Source organism: Algibacter sp. L3A6 (genome assembly GCF_009796825.1).
Lineage (GTDB): Bacteria > Bacteroidota > Bacteroidia > Flavobacteriales > Flavobacteriaceae > Algibacter.
Window position 1 is genome coordinate 363,787 of sequence record NZ_CP047030.1, and the last position, 23,221, is coordinate 387,007.

The 23,221-nt window shown below is 30.5% G+C and carries 22 protein-coding genes; 3 read left to right on the forward strand and 19 right to left on the reverse strand.

Annotated elements, in window-relative coordinates:
• From GQR98_RS01515 to GQR98_RS01595, 17 genes are all read right to left on the reverse strand, one after another.
• The gene (locus GQR98_RS01515; protein WP_159017960.1) at window positions 1-1,437 is read right to left on the reverse strand and encodes an MBOAT family O-acyltransferase; all 1,437 of its coding nucleotides are present in this window, start codon (window positions 1,435-1,437) and stop codon (window positions 1-3) included.
• Window positions 1,438-2,322, reverse strand: a complete 885-nt coding sequence (locus GQR98_RS01520) for a glycosyltransferase family 2 protein (protein ID WP_159017961.1) — start codon at window positions 2,320-2,322, stop codon at window positions 1,438-1,440.
• The gene (locus GQR98_RS01525) at window positions 2,323-3,462 is read right to left on the reverse strand and encodes a glycosyltransferase family 4 protein (RefSeq protein WP_159017962.1); all 1,140 of its coding nucleotides are present in this window, start codon (window positions 3,460-3,462) and stop codon (window positions 2,323-2,325) included. It abuts the gene before it with no gap.
• The gene (locus GQR98_RS01530) at window positions 3,459-4,646 is read right to left on the reverse strand and encodes a glycosyltransferase family 4 protein (protein ID WP_159017963.1); all 1,188 of its coding nucleotides are present in this window, start codon (window positions 4,644-4,646) and stop codon (window positions 3,459-3,461) included. Before GQR98_RS01530 ends, GQR98_RS01525 begins: the two co-directional genes overlap by 4 nt.
• Before the next feature lie 32 nt (window positions 4,647-4,678).
• Complete coding sequence (locus GQR98_RS01535; protein ID WP_159017964.1) at window positions 4,679-5,632, reverse strand: glycosyltransferase family 2 protein; 954 nt, start codon at window positions 5,630-5,632, stop codon at window positions 4,679-4,681.
• 2 nt (window positions 5,633-5,634) lie between these two features.
• Window positions 5,635-6,369 (reverse strand): hypothetical protein, encoded by a 735-nt coding sequence (locus GQR98_RS01540; protein WP_159017965.1) that lies wholly within the window; start codon window positions 6,367-6,369, stop codon window positions 5,635-5,637.
• A 27-nt stretch (window positions 6,370-6,396) separates the two neighbouring features.
• Window positions 6,397-7,407 carry an acyltransferase family protein gene (locus tag GQR98_RS01545; protein ID WP_159017966.1) on the reverse strand — a complete coding sequence of 337 codons (1,011 nt, stop codon included), beginning with the start codon at window positions 7,405-7,407 and terminating at the stop codon, window positions 6,397-6,399.
• A 28-nt stretch (window positions 7,408-7,435) separates the two neighbouring features.
• On the reverse strand, window positions 7,436-8,215 hold the full coding sequence (locus GQR98_RS01550) for a glycosyltransferase (RefSeq protein WP_159017967.1): 780 nt from the start codon (window positions 8,213-8,215) through the stop codon (window positions 7,436-7,438).
• Window positions 8,212-9,069, reverse strand: a complete 858-nt coding sequence (locus tag GQR98_RS01555) for a glycosyltransferase family 2 protein (protein WP_159017968.1) — start codon at window positions 9,067-9,069, stop codon at window positions 8,212-8,214. The genes GQR98_RS01550 and GQR98_RS01555 overlap by 4 nt, the downstream gene beginning before the upstream one ends.
• Window positions 9,070-9,072: 3 nt before the next feature.
• Window positions 9,073-9,918 carry a glycosyltransferase family 2 protein gene (locus GQR98_RS01560; protein WP_159017969.1) on the reverse strand — a complete coding sequence of 282 codons (846 nt, stop codon included), beginning with the start codon at window positions 9,916-9,918 and terminating at the stop codon, window positions 9,073-9,075.
• Window positions 9,919-9,923: 5 nt separating this feature from the next.
• A complete protein-coding gene (locus GQR98_RS01565; RefSeq protein ID WP_159017970.1) occupies window positions 9,924-10,871 on the reverse strand; it encodes a glycosyltransferase family 2 protein in 948 nt (315 codons plus the stop codon).
• Complete coding sequence (locus GQR98_RS01570; RefSeq protein ID WP_159017971.1) at window positions 10,871-11,827, reverse strand: glycosyltransferase family 2 protein; 957 nt, start codon at window positions 11,825-11,827, stop codon at window positions 10,871-10,873. Before GQR98_RS01570 ends, GQR98_RS01565 begins: the two co-directional genes overlap by 1 nt.
• Before the next feature lie 6 nt (window positions 11,828-11,833).
• Window positions 11,834-12,712, reverse strand: a complete 879-nt coding sequence (locus GQR98_RS01575) for an FkbM family methyltransferase (RefSeq protein WP_159017972.1) — start codon at window positions 12,710-12,712, stop codon at window positions 11,834-11,836.
• A gap of 27 nt (window positions 12,713-12,739) precedes the next feature.
• Window positions 12,740-13,981: an ABC transporter ATP-binding protein gene (locus tag GQR98_RS01580; protein ID WP_159017973.1), complete on the reverse strand. Its 1,242-nt coding sequence runs from the start codon at window positions 13,979-13,981 to the stop codon at window positions 12,740-12,742.
• A 1-nt stretch (window position 13,982) separates the two neighbouring features.
• Window positions 13,983-14,867 (reverse strand): ABC transporter permease, encoded by an 885-nt coding sequence (locus tag GQR98_RS01585; RefSeq protein WP_410488904.1) that lies wholly within the window; start codon window positions 14,865-14,867, stop codon window positions 13,983-13,985.
• Window positions 14,868-14,928: 61 nt separating this feature from the next.
• Complete coding sequence (locus tag GQR98_RS01590) at window positions 14,929-17,364, reverse strand: polysaccharide biosynthesis tyrosine autokinase (RefSeq protein ID WP_159017975.1); 2,436 nt, start codon at window positions 17,362-17,364, stop codon at window positions 14,929-14,931.
• Window positions 17,365-17,367: 3 nt separating this feature from the next.
• The gene (locus GQR98_RS01595; RefSeq protein ID WP_159017976.1) at window positions 17,368-18,159 is read right to left on the reverse strand and encodes a polysaccharide biosynthesis/export family protein; all 792 of its coding nucleotides are present in this window, start codon (window positions 18,157-18,159) and stop codon (window positions 17,368-17,370) included.
• A 105-nt stretch (window positions 18,160-18,264) separates the two neighbouring features.
• On the opposite strand from GQR98_RS01595, the gene GQR98_RS01600 reads away from it, so the two are divergent.
• Window positions 18,265-20,130: an ABC-F family ATP-binding cassette domain-containing protein gene (locus GQR98_RS01600; protein ID WP_159017977.1), complete on the forward strand. Its 1,866-nt coding sequence runs from the start codon at window positions 18,265-18,267 to the stop codon at window positions 20,128-20,130.
• Window positions 20,131-20,187: 57 nt separating this feature from the next.
• On the opposite strand, the gene GQR98_RS01605 is transcribed toward GQR98_RS01600, so the two are convergent.
• Window positions 20,188-20,793: a DUF1684 domain-containing protein gene (locus GQR98_RS01605; protein ID WP_159017979.1), complete on the reverse strand. Its 606-nt coding sequence runs from the start codon at window positions 20,791-20,793 to the stop codon at window positions 20,188-20,190.
• On the reverse strand, window positions 20,793-21,320 hold the full coding sequence (locus tag GQR98_RS01610) for a DUF4252 domain-containing protein (protein WP_159017981.1): 528 nt from the start codon (window positions 21,318-21,320) through the stop codon (window positions 20,793-20,795). Before GQR98_RS01610 ends, GQR98_RS01605 begins: the two co-directional genes overlap by 1 nt.
• 294 nt (window positions 21,321-21,614) lie before the next feature.
• On the opposite strand from GQR98_RS01610, the gene GQR98_RS01615 reads away from it, so the two are divergent.
• Window positions 21,615-22,832 carry an MDR family MFS transporter gene (locus GQR98_RS01615; protein ID WP_159017983.1) on the forward strand — a complete coding sequence of 406 codons (1,218 nt, stop codon included), beginning with the start codon at window positions 21,615-21,617 and terminating at the stop codon, window positions 22,830-22,832.
• On the forward strand, window positions 22,829-23,209 hold the full coding sequence (locus GQR98_RS01620) for a VOC family protein (protein ID WP_159017985.1): 381 nt from the start codon (window positions 22,829-22,831) through the stop codon (window positions 23,207-23,209). The genes GQR98_RS01615 and GQR98_RS01620 overlap by 4 nt, the downstream gene beginning before the upstream one ends.
• Window positions 23,210-23,221 lie beyond the last annotated feature (12 nt).

Genomic DNA, 23,221 nt, shown 5'->3' on the forward strand with positions numbered 1-23,221 from the left:
TTAAAATTGAAAGTAAATAAATGCTTGATCTTTTCCTCCTAAAATAAAAACACAAGCAATTACAAATAAATAAAACGCCCAACGTACTGACCTACTATTATTTAATAATAAAACTTCTAAAGTATGTTTTTGGCGTCTTCCTAACCATTCTATCAATACAAATAAAAGTAATAAAACAATTAAATACGTTGGCCTTACAGTAGGCAATTTAAATAGTGCTTTTGTGAAAATATTAGAAATATAAGACATTGCATGAGATACAGAATCTGCTCTAAAAAATATCCATGCAAAAACAGTTAAGCTAAAAGTCAGCATCATATTTAAAAATGCTCTAAAGCTGGGTAATCTAGACGCTTCTGCTACAATATCCAAATAAGTTCTATTCCGTTTAGCTAATAATAGTGGTAAAAAATACAAAGCGTTTAAAAAGCCCCAAATAACAAAAGTCCAATTAGCGCCATGCCAAAAACCACTAACTAAAAAAATAATAAAAGTATTACGCACCTTCATCCAAGTGCCTCCGCGACTTCCACCCAATGGAATGTATAAATAATCTCTAAACCAAGTGGACAAGGACATATGCCAACGTCTCCAAAACTCAGCAATATCTCGCGAAAAGTAAGGAAATGCAAAATTTTGTTTTAAATCAAAACCAAATAATCTAGAGATACCAATGGCAATATCTGAATACCCAGAAAAATCACCATAAATCTGAAACGTAAAAAATAAGGCCCCTATTACTAATGTGCTTCCAGAATATTCTGAAGAATTATTAAAAATCTGATTAGCAAATTCCGCACAATTATCTGCAATGACTACCTTTTTAAAAAAGCCCCACAATATTTGTCGGCAACCATCCACTGCTTTACTATAATGAAATGTTCGTTTTGTATAAAACTGTGGTAACAAATTAGTCGCACGTTCTATTGGTCCTGCCACTAACTGTGGAAAGAAGCTGACAAACGCTAAAAACGACACGATATCTTCCGTTGGTTCTAACTTTCGTTTATAAACATCAATAGTATAACTTAAAGTTTGAAAGGTGTAGAAACTAATTCCAATAGGTAGGATAATATTTAAAGTATTAGGCTGGATTGGATGTCCTAATAATGAAAAAGCCTCGACAAAACTTTCTACAAAAAAATTATAATATTTAAAAAAGCCTAAAAAACCCAAGTTTATAATAATGCTAACCCAAAGCAGACCCTTCCGCTTAGAAAGACTATTTTCTTTTTTTAAAGCTAAACCAATACTGTAATCGACTAAAGAACTAAAGATTATTAAAGATAAAAACCGCCAGTCCCACCACCCATAAAACACGTAACTAGACACTACTAACAAAGCGTTTTGTAGTTTTAAATTTTTATCAGTTACAAACCAATAAAGTATAAATACAATTGGTAAAAAAACAGCAAAGTCTATAGAGTTGAAATACATCTAAGCAGAGTAATTTAAAGGTTTCAAATTTAATTTGTTTTTAATTGTTTCTGCTTTAACAGGCTGTCTATATTTTAAAATCGATGGTAATTTAAAAAGGGTTGAGAAAAAGACTTTAATAAAAGCTTTAAAATATGTCCAATCCTTTAAAGCATACTTTTTAAAATTATGCCATAAAGTTTTGACCACCTTTCTAACTGGTTTTGGGTAATAAACCAAGTAGTAACGCAAGGTGTTTTTTAATTGATGCTCAAATCTAAAATAGTTTCTACCTTGTAACTTTCGCTGTACAACATCTACACGATGGTTTACTTTAATACTGGGCTGATATAAAATTGTACACCCTAAATCTAACACTTCTAAGGCGACTGCAGGTTCTTCTCCATAAATATCAATCCAAATAGGAAAACCATTAGTGGCTTCATAAACCTCTTTTTTTATCGCAAAGCCACAACCTACAAAATCACTGGTAAAATAAGCTTCTAAGTCTTTGGAATGTTGCAAAGCATTCTGATCCGAAGTAAATAGCCCTCTAACCTCCTGAAAAGCAATAATTCCTAAATGCGCATTGTTATTAAAAGTCGTTTCTACCGTTAGTATAAAATCAGAACTTAAAGGATGTGCATCATCATCCAGTCCAATAAAAATATGTCCTTTTGCTTTTTTGTATAACGTTGCTCTTGCTGGTGACGCGCTAAGACTTTCTCTTGACTTGGTCCAATTAACCCAATTAAAATCAGATATAATAGCTTCGGTTTTAGAACAACCATCAATAAACACTAATACTTCATGTATAGATAAATCAATTAACAACTTCAACTTATTTAAAGTTAAAGCCAAATCTTCTGGTCTATTTTTAGTAACTATTAAAAATGAAATCTGCATTTATTTAATTGCCGTATAAAGGTTTTGTATTGGGAGTTGCAAGGTAGCACGATTATAGTGCATTTTTATAAAATCAGTATTAAAATCTTGTGCTTGCTGCCGTAAAGCATTATTATTCAATGCGTTTTTAATATGAGTTGCTATTTCAGTTTCATCTAATGGATTGGTTATTAAAAATCCATTTTCAGTGTGTGTAATCACTTCTTCTGTAACTTGGCCCGGATTAGATTGGATTGGAAATGCGCCCATGGACATTGCTTCTAACAGCGCGTTTGGCATCCCGTCGGAAAGACTATTAGCGATATGTATACAACTTTGTCCCATAACGGCTAATAAGGCTTCGTTTTGGATAAATGAATATCTGGAATACACGGTTATTCCTAATGTTAAAAGTGCTTTTGATTGTTTAATTTGTTCTTGAATAGTATCGTCGGCACTATAAATAACAATATGTTTATGTAACAATAATTCTTTTGGAACTAATTGTAATGCTTCTAATACTTTTGACGCTTTCCCAACCCCATCATCATACCCTTTTATTAGTATAAGATAACGATTATCAAATGATTTAATTTTTGAATCGTCTATAGTTAAGCCGCCATTACCAGGAAAAACACCTAAAAACTGATTAGCATAACCGTTTTTTGTAGCTAAATTATAGTCGCGTTTACAATCTGTAATTAAATAATTAGCGCGCTTATAAAAACAGGTTAACTGATCTTTTAAAACACCCAGTTGTTTAAAATAATACACATCGCTACCCCAAGAGGAATAGATTAAAGGAATGGAGTTTTGTGCCATAATTGGCAAAATAGGTAACCCTGATAATTGCATTTCAAAACAATGCACAACATCTGGCTGTATGGTATCTATTGCTTTTTGAAAAGCATTGGATACGCTATTGGTGTTAATCTTTTGAATACTTTTATATAATTTTGGCGACTTTTTTTTAATAGTACTTCTAAACGGAAAATCCCATTTAAGTTTCCAACCTTTTATTTGGGTAACCCATTCTATTTTGGAAGACTTTGGTCCACCATCAGTCACATCAAACCAATAGACGTCATGTCCAGCATTTTCCAATTGGTTAACCCATTGGAAGAAGTGATGATTTGGAATGGCGACCATTAATAGTTTCATTGTTCTTTTAGAAAAAGGTTTTGATAAGATGTATTAAATTTTTCAATATTAAAATTTTCAACCGCATACGTTTTTGCAGCTTTTGCCATTTTTTTTGTTAGTAATTGATCTTCGATTAAAAGCGTAATACTGGTTATAAACTCTTCAACCAATTTATCGTTAGATATCCCCTCTATTAACAACCCATTCTCCATATGAGTTATATGTTGACTAATACCTCCTACATTTGTAGAAACGGGAACCACATTAAACGGCATAGACTCCATAAACACCATTGGAAAACCTTCAGAAACCGAAGTAATAACGACACCTGTTAAACTCTTATATAAATTATTCATTTTGGTTGCATCTGTAATTTCACCTAAAAATTCAACGCCACTTTCATTGATTTGATTTAGGTTGGATTTCATGCCTGTTCCTGCCATTACAAACTTAACTTCAGGAAATTTTGTTTTAATCTGTTTTGCTACTGTTAAGAAAATTTCTGGTCGTTTTTCTTCAGACCAACGACCAATAAAACCAAATTTTACATCACTTTTATATTCTGATATATTTGTTCTAAAATCAGCTATGCTTACTCCATTTTCAATTATTTTAATCTTGTTATTAAAGTCTGGATTAATATTATTTTGTTTATAAATTGAAATTAAATCCTGTTTTGCTTTTTGATTTATACAGACTCTAAAATCTATTATACTTGCTGTATTTGTTAAAGATAGTGCTCTGTCATCATTATGACTTAAAGCATGTAATAAATCGATCTTCTTTAAACCCTTTTTAAAATCAGGAACAAGTTTATAAAAATAATCTGTATTGCATCCAAAAACAGTATGTATGGTTTTACTATTATTTATCGTTTTAATAATTATTTTTTTTAAAAGTATATTAACCCTATTAGATTTTTTGTTTTTAATATGATTTAACTCTATAACTTGAGCATGTTTTTTAAAGTCTTCATAGTGATTCTGAGTGGCTGACAAATGCGTAAATATAACGCAACACTTTTGGTCCTTTAATGCCTTTACAATGTTAAGATGTACTTTTTCTGCGCCTCCTGTATGGTAAAATGGCAGAATAAAAACAACCTCTGCCTTTTTAATTTTTTTAGTTTCAACTAGATTGAAATTTAAATAATTAAAATAACCTTGAATACTTTTAATGGTCTGCTTTATAAACTTAATCATTTTTAAATAAGCGCTTTTTTGACTAGTAAAAACTAAGTAAGATTTATAATTAAATCTTTAAACTTTCTTTTAAAGTAATAAAATACATTGTGACCAAATAATAACATTTTTAGTTTAAGCTTTTTAAATATTGATATTATTTTATGTTTATAAAACAAATTGATTAAAGTGTTATTCTGATAGACTAAATTTAATTGGCTTGGAAACATAAAATCTCTAAACCAGACTTTTAAATAACTGCTTAAATATTTTTTTAAATCTGCTTTATTTACATCCTCTAAGCTTCGACTAACTTCTGGAATAAACAGCAGTAAACTTTGATAGTATTTATCTTTTAATGTCACCCAATTTATAACATTCATATTATAAATGGTGTCATAATTAACATCCGTAAAAACCTTAAACTTAACATTTGGGACTAACAAAGCTCTAATCATTAATTCTGGATCATTTAGTCTGGGATAACCTGCTTTAAAGCCTTTTAACTTTTGTATAAATTCTCTTTTCCAAATAGGGCACATGGTCTGCCAATAAAACTTGTAACTAAGAAAATCTTTCAAATAAGATTCGCTTTCGGGTATTTTATTAATTATTAGTTCACCATTAACCTTAACTCCCATTGGAAAAACCAGAAAATCTTTATCATCATGCAATTTAAATTCTAAAATTCTATTTTCTAAGCAACCTTCTAATAAATAATCATCCGAATCTAAAAAAACAATATAATCTCCTTTTGCTTTAAATAAGCCTATATTTCTGCAAGATGAAGCTCCTTTAACAGAGTTAACTGCTCTTTTTATAATTCGAAACCTTTTATCTCTCTCTATGTATTTAGATACTTTTTCAAAAGAACTATCAGTAGATCTATCATCCACAATTATGCATTCCCAATTTTGATAAGATTGTTCTAACACACTTCTTAAAGCAACCTCAATACTATTTAATCTATTATAAGTTGGAATTATTATGGATACTAAACTATGCATAGTTACAATGATGTTGCATATTTATATTTATCAGTTGCAAAAACAATTAAACTTTTCACACCAATATACACCTCTTTATTCACCTTCATATTTTTAACCTTAAACAAAGCTTCTAAATCATCTCCTGTTTGCTTTTCACCTAAACGATGATAATCGTCCAAAATAATAATAAAATCATCTTTCTCACTTAAATTTTCGGCAAACTTCAAAATATCATGACGCGAGTAATTTGGACTACCAAATGGGCCGTCAACAACATATAAATCAAATTTAGATGCTGTAAATTTCTCGATTTCATTATATCCATTTACATCAAAACCTTTAACCTGCTTTGTTATTAAATCACAGACCTCAATCTTTGAATTCTCAAATAATGTAAAATTAGAATTAAAAGCATCACGCCAAAGTGCATTTTCTTCAATAATTAAATGCTGACTTTCTTTTGAATAATTCTCAATAAAAACAGATATAAATTTACTAGATTCACCTAGCCCGAATTCAATAATAGATTTTGGTTTATAATCATTAAGTATTCTATTTAATATATAAAAAAAAGTATAATTCCCAGCCCATCGTCCTATATTTAATGGTAAGTTCTGTAAAGCATTTTTACCTCTAATACTATCATGGTAAGTATTAGCCCATTCAAGCTCTTTTAAATGTAAATTATTTTGTTGATGCCTACCATTATTATCTTTTAGAATTGCATTTATAAAATTTTTTATTTTTTTAAACATATGTAATTATTAAATTTTATTTTTTTATTATTTATACCTCAATGCGCTCTTCTCCACTAAGTGCCAAGACAAATAAGCCAATACCACTGAAATCAACAATGAGTAAACCGCTAAATTTATAGTATTCAATTTAAAAAACCACATTAAAAGTTGTTGAATAAAAAAGCTGTAAATATAAATACCATAAGATAAGTCTCCAATTTTCCCAAAGTCTTTAATTCCTTTAATTGGAGTATATCCTAAAATGATAATAAACATAGAAAATATCAAATGTTTTATCCCGTCATAAAAATCAAAATATAATGATAAAATTAGTATTAAAATTAAGACGAATAGCAATGACTTACTTTTATATTTTTCAAATTTTAGAGATGCCAATAAGCTACCTGCTATAAAAAAGTTACCTAGATTTAAAATATGATACCCTTGCATGCCTAAAATTGAAGAGCCTGAAAAGCGTCCCATAAAAAACAGATACAACACACTAAACAAGATAAATACTAATGCTAATAAAACCACCAATAATTTTTGTTTTGTTCTAATAAAAAATAAAAATGAAATAACAATATATAATGTAAACTCATACCTAATAGTCCATAAAGAGCCATTTATTGCTTTATAATGATTTGTATCAAAAACACCATCTATAACACCCTGAAAACCAAACAAACTGATATTATTAGGCAAATAACTTAAATACGTTGAATTCGAAAAAACAGATCCAACTCCTGTGTAAACAAAAGGAACAACGACCACAGTAATTAATAATAACACTAATAATGCTGGAAATAATCTTAGCATTCTTTTTTTATAATATTGCAAAAGACTTTTACTTCTCTCCATACTTTGAAAAATAAAAAAGCCACTAATTACAAAAAAAACACTTAAACCAATTTGGGCTAATACTATTTGTCCATTGGTCATTTTATAAATCCATTGTTCCTTCTCATCAATTCCGGATAATGGATAGGCATGGGAAAGCACAACAAAAACGGCAAATAGAAATCTTAAAAAGTCAAAATTATTGTCTTTACGCATTAATACTAAAAGTTAAAACTAATCACCATTAAAATTGTTTAGGCTTATTGAGCATAAACTTAAGTAAATAAAAGTATCGCTTGAACGCATAATAACTATCTACAAATACCGCCTTTACGATCTTAAAAAGAGACATTACCAGTCCTTTATTAGCATTGGATAAAGTCACTTCTTCATGCCACAATTGATAATTACCTACAACGTCATTTTTAAATCTAAAATGCAATTGCTTTTTAGTTCTACTAATTTCATAACTAAAAATTGAAGGCACAAAATCTATCTCAAATCCTGCTTTTAACACCCGTGTTGTCCACTCTTTATCTTCAAAAGTAGCTACGTCTTCTTTAAAATTATGTTGTTGCCAAACCGTTTTATTAAAAGTGGAACCAGAAAAAATAAGACCAGATTTATTGGGGTCTTCTTTTGCAGAAATATTATTTATATAATTTCTGTAATCGTTTTTACTATGCAAACATCTTAAACCAGCAAGGTTTGAATTTGCATCAAATTTTTGTTGAATTAATTTAAAAAAATCATGACTGACCGGATATGAATGTGCACTAAACAAAACGATTATTGGTCCTTTCGCTTCTTTTGCACAGACATTTGCACTACCACCAAAACTAAAGTTTTTAATGGTTACTAATCGTGCATCATAGTGTTTAACAATGTCAGCAGTATTATCTGAGGATAGATTATCCAATACAATAACCTCTGTAATATCTTTACTGTAACGTTCCTTTAGGTTTTTTAATGAAAACGCTAAAGCTTTGGCTTGATTTTTTGTTCTAATGACTACCGAAATCATGTGCTACTAATTTTTAAAAGCTTTTTGATAACACGGATAGGTTTAGTTATCGTTCTAGCAATTTTATACGCTGTCGACTTTTTTATTTTTGCCAAACTTATTCGTGTTGCATTTTGCTCATGAAACATAACTGTCATACAATTATCAAAATCGTCTATATATAGTTCTTTATGCTTTTTTACAATGTACGCTTTGTTAGCTTCAAAATGATTGTTAATAGTATCTACTAACATGGATTGCTTTGCTTTTCTGTAATAAAACAAAAACTCTTCTTTTATTTTATAGTTCCATCCTAACTTAGTAATAGCTAACCAAAACTCCCAATCTTCAAACCCTTTTTTCATGTTCTCATCATAACCTCCAACGGTTTCCCAACAAGATTTTCTGTACAAAGACGTTGCTACTAATTGATTGACATATAATAGCCATTTATAATTGTCACCTTTAGGTCTTAACTTATAGGTCACATTATCAATATTATTTATAAAAAAATTACTGTAACACGACACTATTGCTAACTTTTTATTTTGATTTAAAACAGGAACTAAATTTTCTAGGTAGTCCTGATGTATTAAATCGTCTGCATCTAAAGGTAAAATAAATTCTCCTTTAGCTATTTGTATTCCCGCATTTCTAGCACTAGATAAACCTCCATTTTGTTTTTCTAAATAAACAAACCTATCGTCTTTTGCACACCACTGACTTGCTATTATTTTCGTATTATCAGGACTACCATCATTAACAATAATACATTCCCAATTGGTAAAGGTTTGACACAAAACAGACCCCAAAGCATCCTTCAAGTAATGCGCATGATTATAACAAGGAACTATTATAGAAACCTTTTTTGTCATTCTTTATTTTTTAAAAATGGATTTAATTACTCTAAAAGGTAAAAGAATAGCTTTACCAATTTTAACTTCTGTTGCGTTTAGTAATTTTGTTTTATCATTTCGCAATCTACTATTTTGATATAACATGTGCTTTGCAAATGATTCAAAATTTTGAAGATATACATTTTTGTGTTTATTAAAAATATATTCCCTCAACTCATAATCATGATATTTAATCGCGTTTTTATCTCTTGAATTCTTTTTAGTTCTATACTTAAATAAAGGTTCTTCGATGATATACATGGACTGTCCCTCTTTTAAAATATTAATCCAAAATTCCCAATCTTCGTAACCGTATAGCATGTTTTCGTCATAACCAGACACTAATTTCCATGATTTTTTTCTAAATAGAGAACAACCTAAACCATTGTTTTTTACTAAAAAATCAGACAGTTTCCCTCCTAATGGTTTTTCTATTTTAGCATCTATTGTATTACCGATAAATCCTCTGTAATAACAGCCGACTACAGCAATGTTATTATCACTCTCCATAATCTGCAATGCCTTTTCCATAAAAGTGGGTTCAAAAAGATCATCAGCATCTAAGGTTAAAATATAATCTGTTTCAGCTTGACTTATGCCAACATTTCTAGCTGAGCTAACCCCAGTGTTACTTTGGAACATTACCGTAACAGTATCTTCTTTTATAGCTTTTAAGACAGCTTTTGTGTCATCTTCAGATCCATCATCAACAACAATAATTTGATCTGGTTTTAAGGTTTGATTCAAAATAGACTGTATAGCCTCATTTATAAACGCCCCATCATTAAAACAAGGTATTACTACAGTGACGTTGCTACTAGTTTTCATTACCATTAGTTCTTATAAATAAAAGGAAAAAGTGTTTTGCGTAATCGTACGATTGGAAAATATTTAATACTTAACATAGAAAACAATAATTTAGGAAATTTAAACATCAACTTAAACCAATAATCAATATGGCTAATCAGTCCTTCTTTTTGTTTAAACTTAAAAACCCAAATAGCGTCTACTAAAGCTTCTATTTTACAAATTTCAATGTTATTTTTAAAACTCCAATCGATTACAGATTCAAAACATTTTTGCGTGTATTTTTTATAAATCTCATCTTTATTAAAAATATTATCGTCATGTATTCCTCTTAAGGCTATTGGATTTGTAATATTACTTGGCAACATACAACATTGCAAAGCCATTTTAAAAATAATATCTGTGTCTTGTGTTACAATTAGCTCAGGATTCATTAATCCAATTGTACTAAATGCTTTGCGCTTGATTGTAATTCCGTTTAAATGTAAAAACCCATATTTACTTTTAACAATACCATCAAATAAATCTTCTGGTTTTAATGTTTTAGTAATGGTATTGAGCTTAAAATATTTTTGCTCGTTTGGCTTAATGTTTCTATAAAAATGAAAACCAACAGCATTATAAACACCGTCTATTGCTTGGTCTTTTAATATTGTTTTATCTAAACTAAACCTATTTTCTAAATAAAAATCGTCTGCATCTAAAAAAGCGATATAATTTGACGTTGCTTTTAGGATTCCTAAATTCCGAGTTGCTCCTCTTCCTTTATTAACACCCTTTTCATGCTGAAAAACCTTAATACTTTTATGCTCCTTTTGAAGCGCTTGCAACACCTTTAAACTTTCATCTTTACTTCCATCATCAACCACTACAATTTCAGACACTTCTGTCTGCATCAAAACCGACTGAATTGTTTTATCAATAAAGTCTTGTGCATTATACGTTGGTATGATTACAGATACAGTAAAATCCATTATTTATCTAGTTTGTACATAAATGAAAATAGTATTTTTCTATATCTTACTAATGGAAAATACTTTACAGTTAGATACGTAAATAATGTACTAGTCATATTTGTTGTTAAATAAAACCAGTAGCTAATCTTTTTCAAAACTGAATGGGTTTGTCTGCTTTTTAAGATCCAAATTTTTTCAATAATACGTTCTATTTTTTTTATGTCAATGTTATTTTTAGCACTCCAGAAGGCAATAGATTCAAATAACTTTAGATTGTATTCTTTATATAAATCTTCATTATTAAATACATTACCATCGTGTACGCCTCTCATAGCAACCGGCTCATCTATTACACCAGACACAAGTTTACATTTTAAGGCCATTTTCCAGATTAAATCTGTATCTTCTGCAACTTTCAATGTATTGTTAAATACACCTGTTTTATTAAACACAGCCTTTTTAACGGTCAATCCGTCAATAGAAAAATAGCCTAGTCGTCCAGATAACAAGATATTAAATAATTGTTTTGCTTCTATAACTTCTGTAACCGATGTTAAATTTAACCTTTGTCTTTCCTGACTTGACACTTCTTTATAAAAATGAGCTCCAATTGCATTGTACACACCTTCCGTTATCTGGTCCTCTTTAAATAAGAAATGATCGTTTTTAAATCTATTTCCTAAATAGAAATCGTCTGCATCTAAAAAAGCAATATATTCTGAAGTTGCTTTACTAATTCCTAAATTTCTAGTTTCTGAACGTCCTTTATTTATTTTATTTTTATGATGAAATAATTTAATTCTTGAATCAGATTTTTGAAGATCTTCAATAATTTCTACTGATTGATCCGTGCTTCCATCATTGATAACAATAACCTCTCTAACTTCTGATTGCTGCAAAGCAGAACCTATTGCTTTAGCCACATAAGATTCAGCATTAAAAACAGGAATTATGACAGAAACTTCAAAATTCATTATAATTTATTTTGATGCTGTTATAATACCAGAAATCGGTCCTAAATCTCTAGAAAAGACGTTAAAACCAAATTTCAATAAAGTATTCTCTATTGATTTAGCCCCTTTGTCATGCCATTCTATAATCAATACATCAATTTTATCTAGTAAGTTTGATTCCGATAAATTTTCAAAAATCTCATACTCTGCGCCTTCGCAATCCATTTTGATCATTATTTTTTGACCAACGGAAGTAGTAATTATTTTTTCGATTTCTTTTGAAGTTTCTACAATTTTTAACGCCCTAATTTCATTTTGTGCATTACTAGCGTACGTAGGACTTAATAATCCTCTGACACCTGTATTTCCTTTTGATGATTTATTAAATAAAACCGTTTCCGTCCTATTGCTTTTCCCTAAACCAATATTCTTAATAGCAATCACTTTATGTCGTGTTTTATTCAATTCTAAATTATATTGGGCTTGGTTGAAGGTATCAATAATAGGCTCAAAAGCATAAATTTTATCTACACAATCTAATGTTGAAAAATATAGAGAACTGATTCCTATATTAGCTCCAATGTCAATGACTGTAGTCTTATGGTTTGAAATAAAATTGTAATCCTTGGTTACAAAAACTTCATTTAAAATTAAAAACTCTTCAATACTTTCAACATAAATATTAAAGTCTAAAAAACTAACCAAAAACCCATCTTTATGCGATTGTAATGCAAAATTACTATAGATCGCATCTAAACTTTTCACAAAGATTTTTGAATTAAAAAGCAACTCAAAATTTTCTGTGATGTTATACTTTTTTAGTTCAGGAAAGAAGTATTCTTTAGGTCGTTTTTTTTCGATCTTATAACCTAATCTATTGATGAATTTGTATATCGTTTTTTTCATTTTTGAATTTTAGATAACTACTCAAAACTACACATATTCTATACCTACTCTAGGTACGATTTGAGACTTAATTTTTGTGGTAGTAATCATTTGATTATCCATATTAGAAATCTGAAAACTTGAGCTATTTTCTACCCAATACAACACATTTTTCATTCTATTATAGATGTATATTATTATAGAATACTCGCCTAATATTAAACCAGGATTATCTATGTTTAGACGCAAATTACTAACTCCTGTTTTAATTCTGACTGGTTCTTTATCAAAATCCATCCTATAATGTAATACAAAATCTTCCATTTGATTGACAACAGCAAAATCTATAAACACCTCTTGCTCTTCGTTTAATAAATTTTCAAAATCCAAATTAACTTTAAAAGCTTCAGAAAAAGTATAGTTATTTTTTTGATTAACCTTTACATTAAAATTAGGTGTCTTTTTTTTTATGATTTCGTCTTTTTTATTATCTAAAAGATATTTTTCTACTGCAACATCAGCATCATAACCTTCTGGATTTGCAATTACTCCATTTTGGATTAATAACACGCGTGTACACAAGCTTTGGATGGCTGCCATATTATGACTTACAAACAACACCGTACGTCCCTCTCCTCTCGAGATATCCTGCATTTTACCAATTGCTTTTTTCTGAAACTCTGCATCTCCAACCGCCAACACTTCATCTATCACCAAAATTTCAGGCTCTAAAAAAGCAGCAACTGCAAAAGCCAAGCGCACAGTCATACCAGAACTATAGCGTTTTACTGGTGTATCGATGTAACGTTGACAACCTGAAAACTCGATAATTTCATCAATTTTCGAGCTAATTTCTTTTTTAGTCATCCCAAGGATAGCACCATTTAAAAAAACATTTTCTCGTCCAGTCATTTCGCCATGAAAACCTGTCCCCACTTCTAGTAAAGAGGCGATACGTCCTCTGGTTTTAATTTCGCCTGTTGTTGGTCCTGTAACCTTAGATAAAATTTTAAGCAATGTAGATTTACCTGCGCCATTTTTTCCAATAATACCTAAAACCTCACCACGTTTAACTTCAAAATTTATGTCTTGTAATGCCCAAACGTAATCAGATTGTCCTTTGGTACTACGATCATTGCTTTCTCCAATTTTTAAATAAGGATCACCTTTGCCACGTATTTTATGCCACCATCTATTTAAATCATGACTTATGGTACCTGTACCAACCAATCCTAAACGGTATTGCTTAGAGATGTGTTCTGCTTTTAAAATAATGTCTTGATCTGTCATATTAAACGGTGTCTATAAAAGATTTTTCAGTTTTATTAAAAATGACTAACCCTATTAAAAAACATATTATACTTACAACTCCAGCATAAATAAAATTACTAATTGAAAATGCCCCAATGCCTAATGTCATTTGTCTAAACAACTCAATAATAGTGGTCATTGGATTATAGGCTACTATCCATGCATACTCTGGCACTTTTTCTTTAAAATAAGATAACGGATACATGACTGCGGATCCGTACATTAGTAGTTGGACACCAAAACCTACTAGAAAACTTAAGTCGCGATATTTTGTAGTTAAGGAAGAAATAATCATTCCTAATCCTAACCCTAATAAACCCATAAATAAAATTAATATAGGTAATAGTATAATTGTTATTTGTGGTAATGCATTACTAGCCTTATCTGTGAAAAACACAAAAAATATGTAAAAAGAAATAAATACTAGAAGCTGAATACCAAATTTAATAATATTTGAAAATACCACTGACAATGGGGTGATCACTCTAGGAAAATACACCTTTCCAAATATTCCTTGATTAGATTTAAAGGTATCACTAGTCCCTGTCAAACAGGTGCTAAAATAGTTCCAAGAAGTAATACCCGCTAAATTGAATAAAAAGGCAGGAATACCATTACCGGTAGGTATTGCTGCAAGATTATTAAATATTAGGGTAAAAATTACTGACGTAAATAAGGGTTGTATAAAATACCACAATGGTCCTAAAATAGTTTGCTTATATTGTGTTATAATGTCACGCTTGACAAACAAAAGCAATAAATCACGATACCTCCAAATTTCTTTAAAATTAAGATTAATCAATTTTTTTTTAGGTGATATGGTGTATAACCAATCATTATTTTTTACAGTCGAGTTCAAATTAATATATTAAAAGTTTAAATTATAATTTTAAACACACTCACTTAATAATAAAGTAAATATCAATCTATTTTTTAATGACAGAAAGTAGCTTATTAAAAAAAGACTTTTTCTCGGCTACATCGTGATATCCGTTAGCATAATCCCCATAACCGTAACCGTATCCGTAACCATATTTTCCTTTTAAATTATAAAAGTTATAAATGAAACTAATATTTTTAACGACACCATTTTTATGCTTTTCATTTATCAAGGTAAGCATCTCTTTTTGAGTATAATCTTGACGGACTACATAAAGTGACGCATCGGCATATTCTAAAAGCTCCAAAGCATCAGCTACTAAACCAACAGGAGGTGTATCTAAAATGATATAATCATATTTTTCTTTTAACTCAGCTATGAGCGCATCCATTATTTCACTAATCAAAAGCTCCGAAGGGTTTGGAGGTATTGGACCAGAAGTAATTATATCCAAGTTTTCAACTTTTGTTTGTTGTACAATATCGCCTAGTGAATTTTGTCCTATTAAATAATTTACAACACCAATGTCATTCTTCAATTCAAAATCATCAAAAATTCTAGGCTTTCTTAAATCTAACCCTACCAATACCGTTCTCTTTCCACTTAAAGCAAAAACAGAAGCAATATTTATAGCCGTAAAAGTCTTTCCTTCTCCACTTATGGAAGATGTAATTAAAACAGTTTTACTCCCTTCCAAATCATGCTTTTTATACATAAATTGCAAACTCGACCGTATAGCCCTAAAGGCCTCAGCCATTGCAGATTGAGACTTATTGAAAACAGCCAAATTATTAGCTGTATCATTTTGACCAATAACACCTAATAATGGTATACTGCTTAAATCCTCCAAATCCCCTGGAGCATGAAGTTTATTATCAAAAAAGGTAACAACAAATGCAACTAAAAACAGAGGAATTAGCACTGCGAAAAAAGCAAAAACATATCTTATGTTAAGATTAACAGCGTTTCTTCCTTGTCCAGTATCTTTTGCTGGTTCTATTAAAACAATATCAGAAACATTAGAAGCTTTTATTAAATCGGCCTCACCTCGTTTTGCCAAATACAAATCGTATGTACTCTGACTTAACAAATATTCCCGCTCTATAGCTCTTAGTCTTTGTTGACTTTCTGGAATGGTAGAAAACTCACTCTCTGAATTATAAATCTTAGAATTGACAGACTTTAATTGAGATTGAATATTAAATTTTTCTGAAGCAATATTCTCAAGAACAACCAGCTTTAATGCTCCTATTTGCCTATTTAAATCATCAAAAACAGACACATTGTCCCTTACTGAATAGGCTAGTTTAGATTTTTCGGCAGATAACAAAATAATTTTAGAAACATTTGCTCCAATATTAGCTTCTGAAACTCCTGTGGTCGATGGAACTTGCAAAGCACTATAGTCATTATTAGTAACTAAATAATTTTTCAATAAATCTAGAGCCAATAGCTGCTCTGTTAATAGGTCTTTTTGGCTCTTATATTCTTCAATTTTAGATGTCAGTAAGGCACTTTCACTTTCTAAATCAAATATTTTATTAACCTTCATAAAATCATTAAGTGAATCGGCTTTTTTTGTCAGCTCCCCTTTCACTCTAGATAATTGCTTATCAATAAATTCAATGGTATTTATTGCATACTGATTTTTACGTTGCAATTGATCGCGATCTAAAATAAAAACAGATGTATTAATATAATCAACTATTTTAGATTTGTTCTTATTAGTTAACCTTATAGTTAAAAGAGGTGAGTTCATTTCATTTCTAACAGCATAAGATTGCATAAAACTAGAAACCGTGCTATCAAAATTATTAAACTGAATATAATATTCCGATTGAGGCACTAACGCTATTTCACTCCTTTTTAATAAGCGACCTTTCAAAAAAGGTAAATCTATATAATCTCCAAAATTATATTCTTCGGAAAAGACACTCTCCTTTAAGTTTATATATTGAACTTTTTTATTTCGATAATTTTGAGCTGCCACAACATTCAATTCACCAAAATCGTATGTAACTTGAAATCTATTTTCTGATAGTAGCGTAATTTTTAAGGGGTGACCAATAACCTGATAACTATCAGCTTTACCTTGAAACATAAAAGGCGCTTCTTTATAAATATCCGTTTTATAAAAACGTCCTTGTTGTAAATATGTTAGATAAAGCTTTAGACTATCTACAACTTTCTCGTGGTGTTTTCTAGATGTTAAATTTAATAACACCTCTTGCACCTTCCCAGATATACCCCCGTAGTTAAATACTAAACTTGTGTTGGCAGTAAATAAAGGGTTTTTATCATCTTGGACGGTTACAGAAGCACCCAGAGTATAAGGAAACTCACGTCTAATATTTTGATGGTAAACGACATAAAAAGCAATACAAAGACCAAGTAGCAACCATTTCCAATAGCTTATAGCCCTAAAAACAAACTCTTTAAAATTGAAGTTCTGTCCGTTTTGAAAATCAAATCCATCATCCATAGCTTACAAATTCTTTACTAAAAAATAAGTACTAATAACCACTGAAAACAAACTAGCAATTGTAGTAAGTGTTTGCGTAGCCGTTTCACCAGCCCCTAAAGATTTACGTTTTAATGGTTTTACCATAATAATATCATTAGGTTGTATATAATAAAACTCAGATTTCATTGCTGCTATATCTGTCAAATCTATATGATGTATTTTTTGACCATCAGGATATTGCCTCACAATTAAAACATCTGTTCTATCTCCTGTTTGTTGAATGTCTCCAGCATTTGCAATAGCTTCAATAATATTAACACGATCTTGGTAAATTACTTGCACACCTTTACTAGCAACCTCTCCAACCGTTGTGTATTTCAAACCAGCAAGTTTTACAGTAACAAATATTTGAGCCGTTTCTTTAAAATACTGCTGTAATAACTCATGCTTTACCTTATCTTCAATTTCCTCAACTGTAAAACCGAGTACATTTATTTCTCCTAAAATAGGAAATTCTATATTTCCATGTAAATCTACCGTAAATCCAGTAAAATAAAGCGCTTGTTGTGTATTACCAATATCATTAGTTGTTGGATTAAAAATTTCAACCAATTCTTTATCTAAAGCCTTTACGTCGATACTCAAAATATCATTAATCTGTACCCTGTAAGGCTTAGCCAACGCCTGTATTTGCAACGAATCACTAATTACAGTTCCTTTATCTTGCAAATAGACAACATCTTTATTTGTGATACAGGAAGTATTAATTAACGTAATTGCAACAAGAATAAAAAAGGCAAATTGTTTTAACATATAGGCTAATAGATTAACCACAAATATAACTTTTCACCGTGAAGAATAAAACTTATACCCTTTTTTTTGGTTTTTTAGACGTTCTTTGTAAAAAAACAAATAGACTTGAATTATTTAACAGTAGAAAACATATCGAAATCTTACGGAGAACTTACACTTTTTGAAAACGTTTCTTTTAGTGTCCACAAAGATCAAAAAATAGCTTTCGTGGCTAAAAATGGTACGGGTAAAACCTCTATTTTAAATATTCTTTCAGGAGATGACGAACCAGGTTCTGGTAGCGTAACTTTCCGAAAAGGTATTGCCGTTTCTTTTTTATCTCAAGATCCTAAGTTTGATAAAAACTTAACAATCGAAGAAACTATTTTTGCCAGTGAAAACCCAATTTTAAAAGTGATTTCAAATTATGAAAAAGCACTTCTAAACCCGGACGACACAGACGCTTACCAAGTCGCTTTTGATGCCATGGAACGTCATGAAGCATGGGATTTCGAAACCCTATACAAGCAAATACTTTTTAAACTTAAATTAGAAGATTTATCTCAAAAAGTAAGCGTGCTTTCTGGTGGACAAATAAAACGTTTAGCACTAGCAAATGCATTAATAAATAAACCAGATTTACTAATTTTAGATGAGCCAACAAACCATTTAGATTTAGAAATGATTGAGTGGCTAGAATCCTTTTTTGCCAAGGAAAACATTACACTTTTTATGGTAACACACGACCGTTACTTTTTAGAACGTGTATGCAATGAAATTATAGAATTAGACGAAGGTCAAATTTTTAATTACAAAGGAACCTACTCATATTACCTAGAAAAAAGAGAAGCTCGTATAGAAAATGATGCCATAGAAACCAACAAAGCTAAGCAACTTTTCAAAAAAGAGCTTACTTGGATGCGTCGTCAACCAAAAGCACGTACTACAAAATCAAAATCTAGAATTAATGATTTTGCCGATATAAAACACCGTGCGCACCAACGCCGTAACGATCACGAAGTTCAATTAGAACTAAATATGGAACGTTTGGGTAGTAAAATTTTAGAATTTCATAAAGTATCAAAAAGCTTTAAAGACAAAACAATTCTAGATAACTTTAACTACATGTTTCAAAAAGGAGAACGTGTTGGTATCATTGGTAAAAATGGAACAGGAAAAACAACATTTCTAAATATATTAACCCAAACTGCTCAGCCTGATTCTGGTAAAGTTACCAAAGGTGAAACTGTAAAATTTGGTTATTATACTCAAAGCGGAATTACCATAAAACCAGAACAAAAGGTTATAGACGTTATTCGTGAGTTTGGAGATTATATTCCGTTGAAAAAAGGAAAGCAAATTTCTGCACAACAACTTTTAGAACGCTTTTTATTCAGTAGAAAGAAACAATACGATTTTGTTGAAAAACTAAGTGGTGGCGAGCGTAAACGCTTGTATTTATGTACAATTTTAATACAAAACCCCAACTTTTTAATCCTCGATGAGCCAACCAACGATTTAGATATTGTAACACTAAATGTATTAGAAAGTTTCCTTTTAGATTTCCCAGGTTGCGTAATTGTTGTAACGCACGACAGGTACTTTATGGACAAAGTAATCGATCACTTATTTGTTTTTAAAGGTGAAGGTGAAATTGAAGATTTCCCAGGTAACTACACCGATTACCGTATTTACGAAGACAGCCAAGATGTTATTGCAGCAGCTGATACCGAGGATAAAAAAGAGAAAAATGCTTGGAAAAAAACGGATGCAAAAAAACTTTCTTACAACGAAGAAAAGGAATTAAATAACATTGAAAGTAAAATAAAATCTTTAACGTTTGATAAAAAAGAACTAGAAGCAAAATTTAACAATCCAGATTTAACACCCGACGAAATAAATGCACTTTCCGACAAGCTTCAAGTTATTATTGATACCATAGAAGAAAAAGAAGAACGTTGGTTAGAGCTTTCAGCAAAGCTTGACGATTAACAACCATATTCACTTATATATTCCCATAAGCTCAACAAACTTATGGGAATTAAAATATTAGTGTTTTTTAAACGCTTTAACACCAGCCTCTACTCGGGTTTTTAAATAATTAACACGAGGTACAACCGGGCAAGAAAACCGCTCGTTATAAGCGCAATATGGATTGTAGGAGCTATTAAAATCTATAACTATGGTATTAGATTCTGGGATTTTCATATCGAGATAGCGACCACCACCATAACTTTCCAAACCATTAGTTTCATCTAAAAAAGGAAGAAACAGATAATCTTCAAAACCTTCTTTGTTCATTAATTCTTGTCCTTGGTAAACATTTAAATTAAACGTTTTACCTTTCAATTTAAAAATCAAAACACCGTAAATACGTTCTTTAGAAACGCGATCTGTTGTGGTTTTCATGTTAAACCATCTGGCATTTTCAACACGTTTAAATTGCGCTGTAACAACATAAGTAGAATCAAATTTAAAAAACTCCAAACCTTCAAATGCCTTTCTGTCTTTATCTTTTAATGGCGATGTAGAAGCATCTTTATACTCTGCATTTATTGTTTTTTGAAACTCTGTTTCCCCAAGAATAGGTCGTTTATTTTGTCCGCAACTAAAAACAGAAACTAAAACTACAGCTATTAACACTAATTTCTTCATTATTTTTCTGGATTAAAAGATGGGTTTATATTGGTATTATAAGATTGCATTAAACTATTAGAAAATTCGCCAAAAGCATCTTCATCTGCTAAAGATTTAATTTTTTCAGGGTCAAAATTTCCTTGTAAATAATAAGCTGTTGTTTCGTTTTCTGTACTATTAAAGATAATAGCATCGGTTACCACTACGCCTAATTCTTTTACTGAAATTATACGCGTATTAACCACATCATTCTTTCTAAAAACATCAGTATAACCACTATTAGTTACGGCATTCATTTCAGCAATTAAACTCTCACGTTTAAACTTACTAAGCGCATCAAACTTTATAAATTTCAAGTCTGATATATTACCGATAGCATGTTTTACTTCAGGTGAAATTTGACTTAAAACTGCTTTCATAAAATTAGGAACTTGAAAAGATGTAGTTCCCACATCTGCTTTATGATTGTTATAAAACCCCTGAAAACTACTACCACAAGATACCAGTAAAAAGCACAAACTTAAACCTATGTATATTTTCTTCATTTTTAAATTATTTCATTTCAAAAATACAACTTAAGAAAATTTTAAATACATTTGACCAATATAAATTATCAATAATGCAAAGTAACGTCACTATTTATAGAAAGTTATGGACCTCTCGCTATAAGAGAATAGGTTGGGCTTGCTCTATGTTGTGATGATATAAACATATATTATTTTCAGTATTTTAAAAGTCCGACTTCGCAGTCGGACTTTTTTATTTTCCAAAATTTCAAATTCCATCAAAATTATATTTTTCAAAAAGTTGCTCTAACTAAGCAATAAAAATCTATTAAAATGAAAACGCTATTTAACAACTACATCAACACATTTAAAGGCTTATCGCACGAAGTATGGTGGCTCGCTCTTATTACTTTAATAAATAGAGCTGGCACAATGGTTATACCGTTTTTATCACTTTATCTCACCGAAAATCTAGATTTCACTTTAAAAGATGTTGGATGGATTATGAGTGCCTTTGGTCTTGGCTCTGTGGTCGGTTCTTGGCTTGGTGGCCGATTAACCGATAAAATTGGCTACTACAAAGTAATGGTTAGAAGTTTAATTTCAACCGGCGTTTTATTTATTGCGCTTCAATTTCTAAACACCTTTGCAAGCTTTTGCTTTGGTATATTTTTAGTGATGCTCGTTGCCGATATGTTTCGTCCGGCCATGTTTGTCGCACTTAGCGCATACAGCAAACCTGAGAACAAAACGCGATCGGTAACCTTAATTAGACTTGCTATAAACCTTGGTTTTTCTGTAGGTCCAGCAGTTGGCGGTATTATAATTACAACTCTAAGTTATGGTGGTTTATTTTGGGTCGATGGTATAACTTGTATTTTAGCAACAGGTTTACTTATTAAAGTTTTACACCCTAAAAAAGCTAGAGTCTTAGATACAGTAAAAAATGAAAACCCAAGCTCTGCATATCATGATAAAGCATTTTTAATATTCTTAGTTGCTATGGTATTATTTGGCATTGTATTTTTACAGTATTTTTCTACTATGCCCTTATACTACAAAGATATCCATCGCTTAACAGAATTTGATATTGGAATTCTTTTGGGTATGAATGGTTTTGCTATTTTCCTATTGGAAATGCCATTAATAAAATGGTTAGAGAGTACCAATTTTACAAAATCGGGTCTCATGATTTTCGGCACCATATTGCTTGGTATAAGCATCTTGGTTTTAAACCTAACCTCATGGACTGGCGTATTAATAATTGGTATGTTATTTATGAGTTTAGGTGAAATGATCACGTTTCCTTTCTCGAATGCTTTTGCCCTAGATCGTGCAAAAAAAGGAAATCAAGGTGAATATATGGCACTCTATTCCATAGCATTTTCAATTGCCCATATTTTTGCACACAATGCAGGTATGCACATGGTTGACGATCTAGGTTTTAATAATACTTGGTACATTTTTACAATGTTAGCAGGCTTTTGCGTACTTTTATTATTCTCTTTAAGTCGATATTTAAATACACAGAAAAAGAAAAGACTAGCATGAACTTAAACCAAATAACGATACCTTCTACTAATGTTGAAAAAGCAGTAGAGTTTTACACTATTTTGGGATTGAAGCTTATTGTAGATTCAATTCCAAGATATGTACGTTTTGAATGTCCAGATGGTGATGCGACGTTTTCAATACATCGAGTAGAAAAATTACCTAAAGGAAACGGTATCACTGTTTATTTTGAAGATGAAAATCTAGATGATTGGGTTGAACAACTTATGACGAAAGGCATTATTTTCACTGAATTACCAAACGATAAACCTTGGCTTTGGCGTGAAGCACATTTGAAAGATCCTGATGACAATAATATTATTTTATTCTATGCTGGAGAAAACAGAAAAAATCCGGCTTGGCGCATACCTTCCTAAATGTAAATTGAA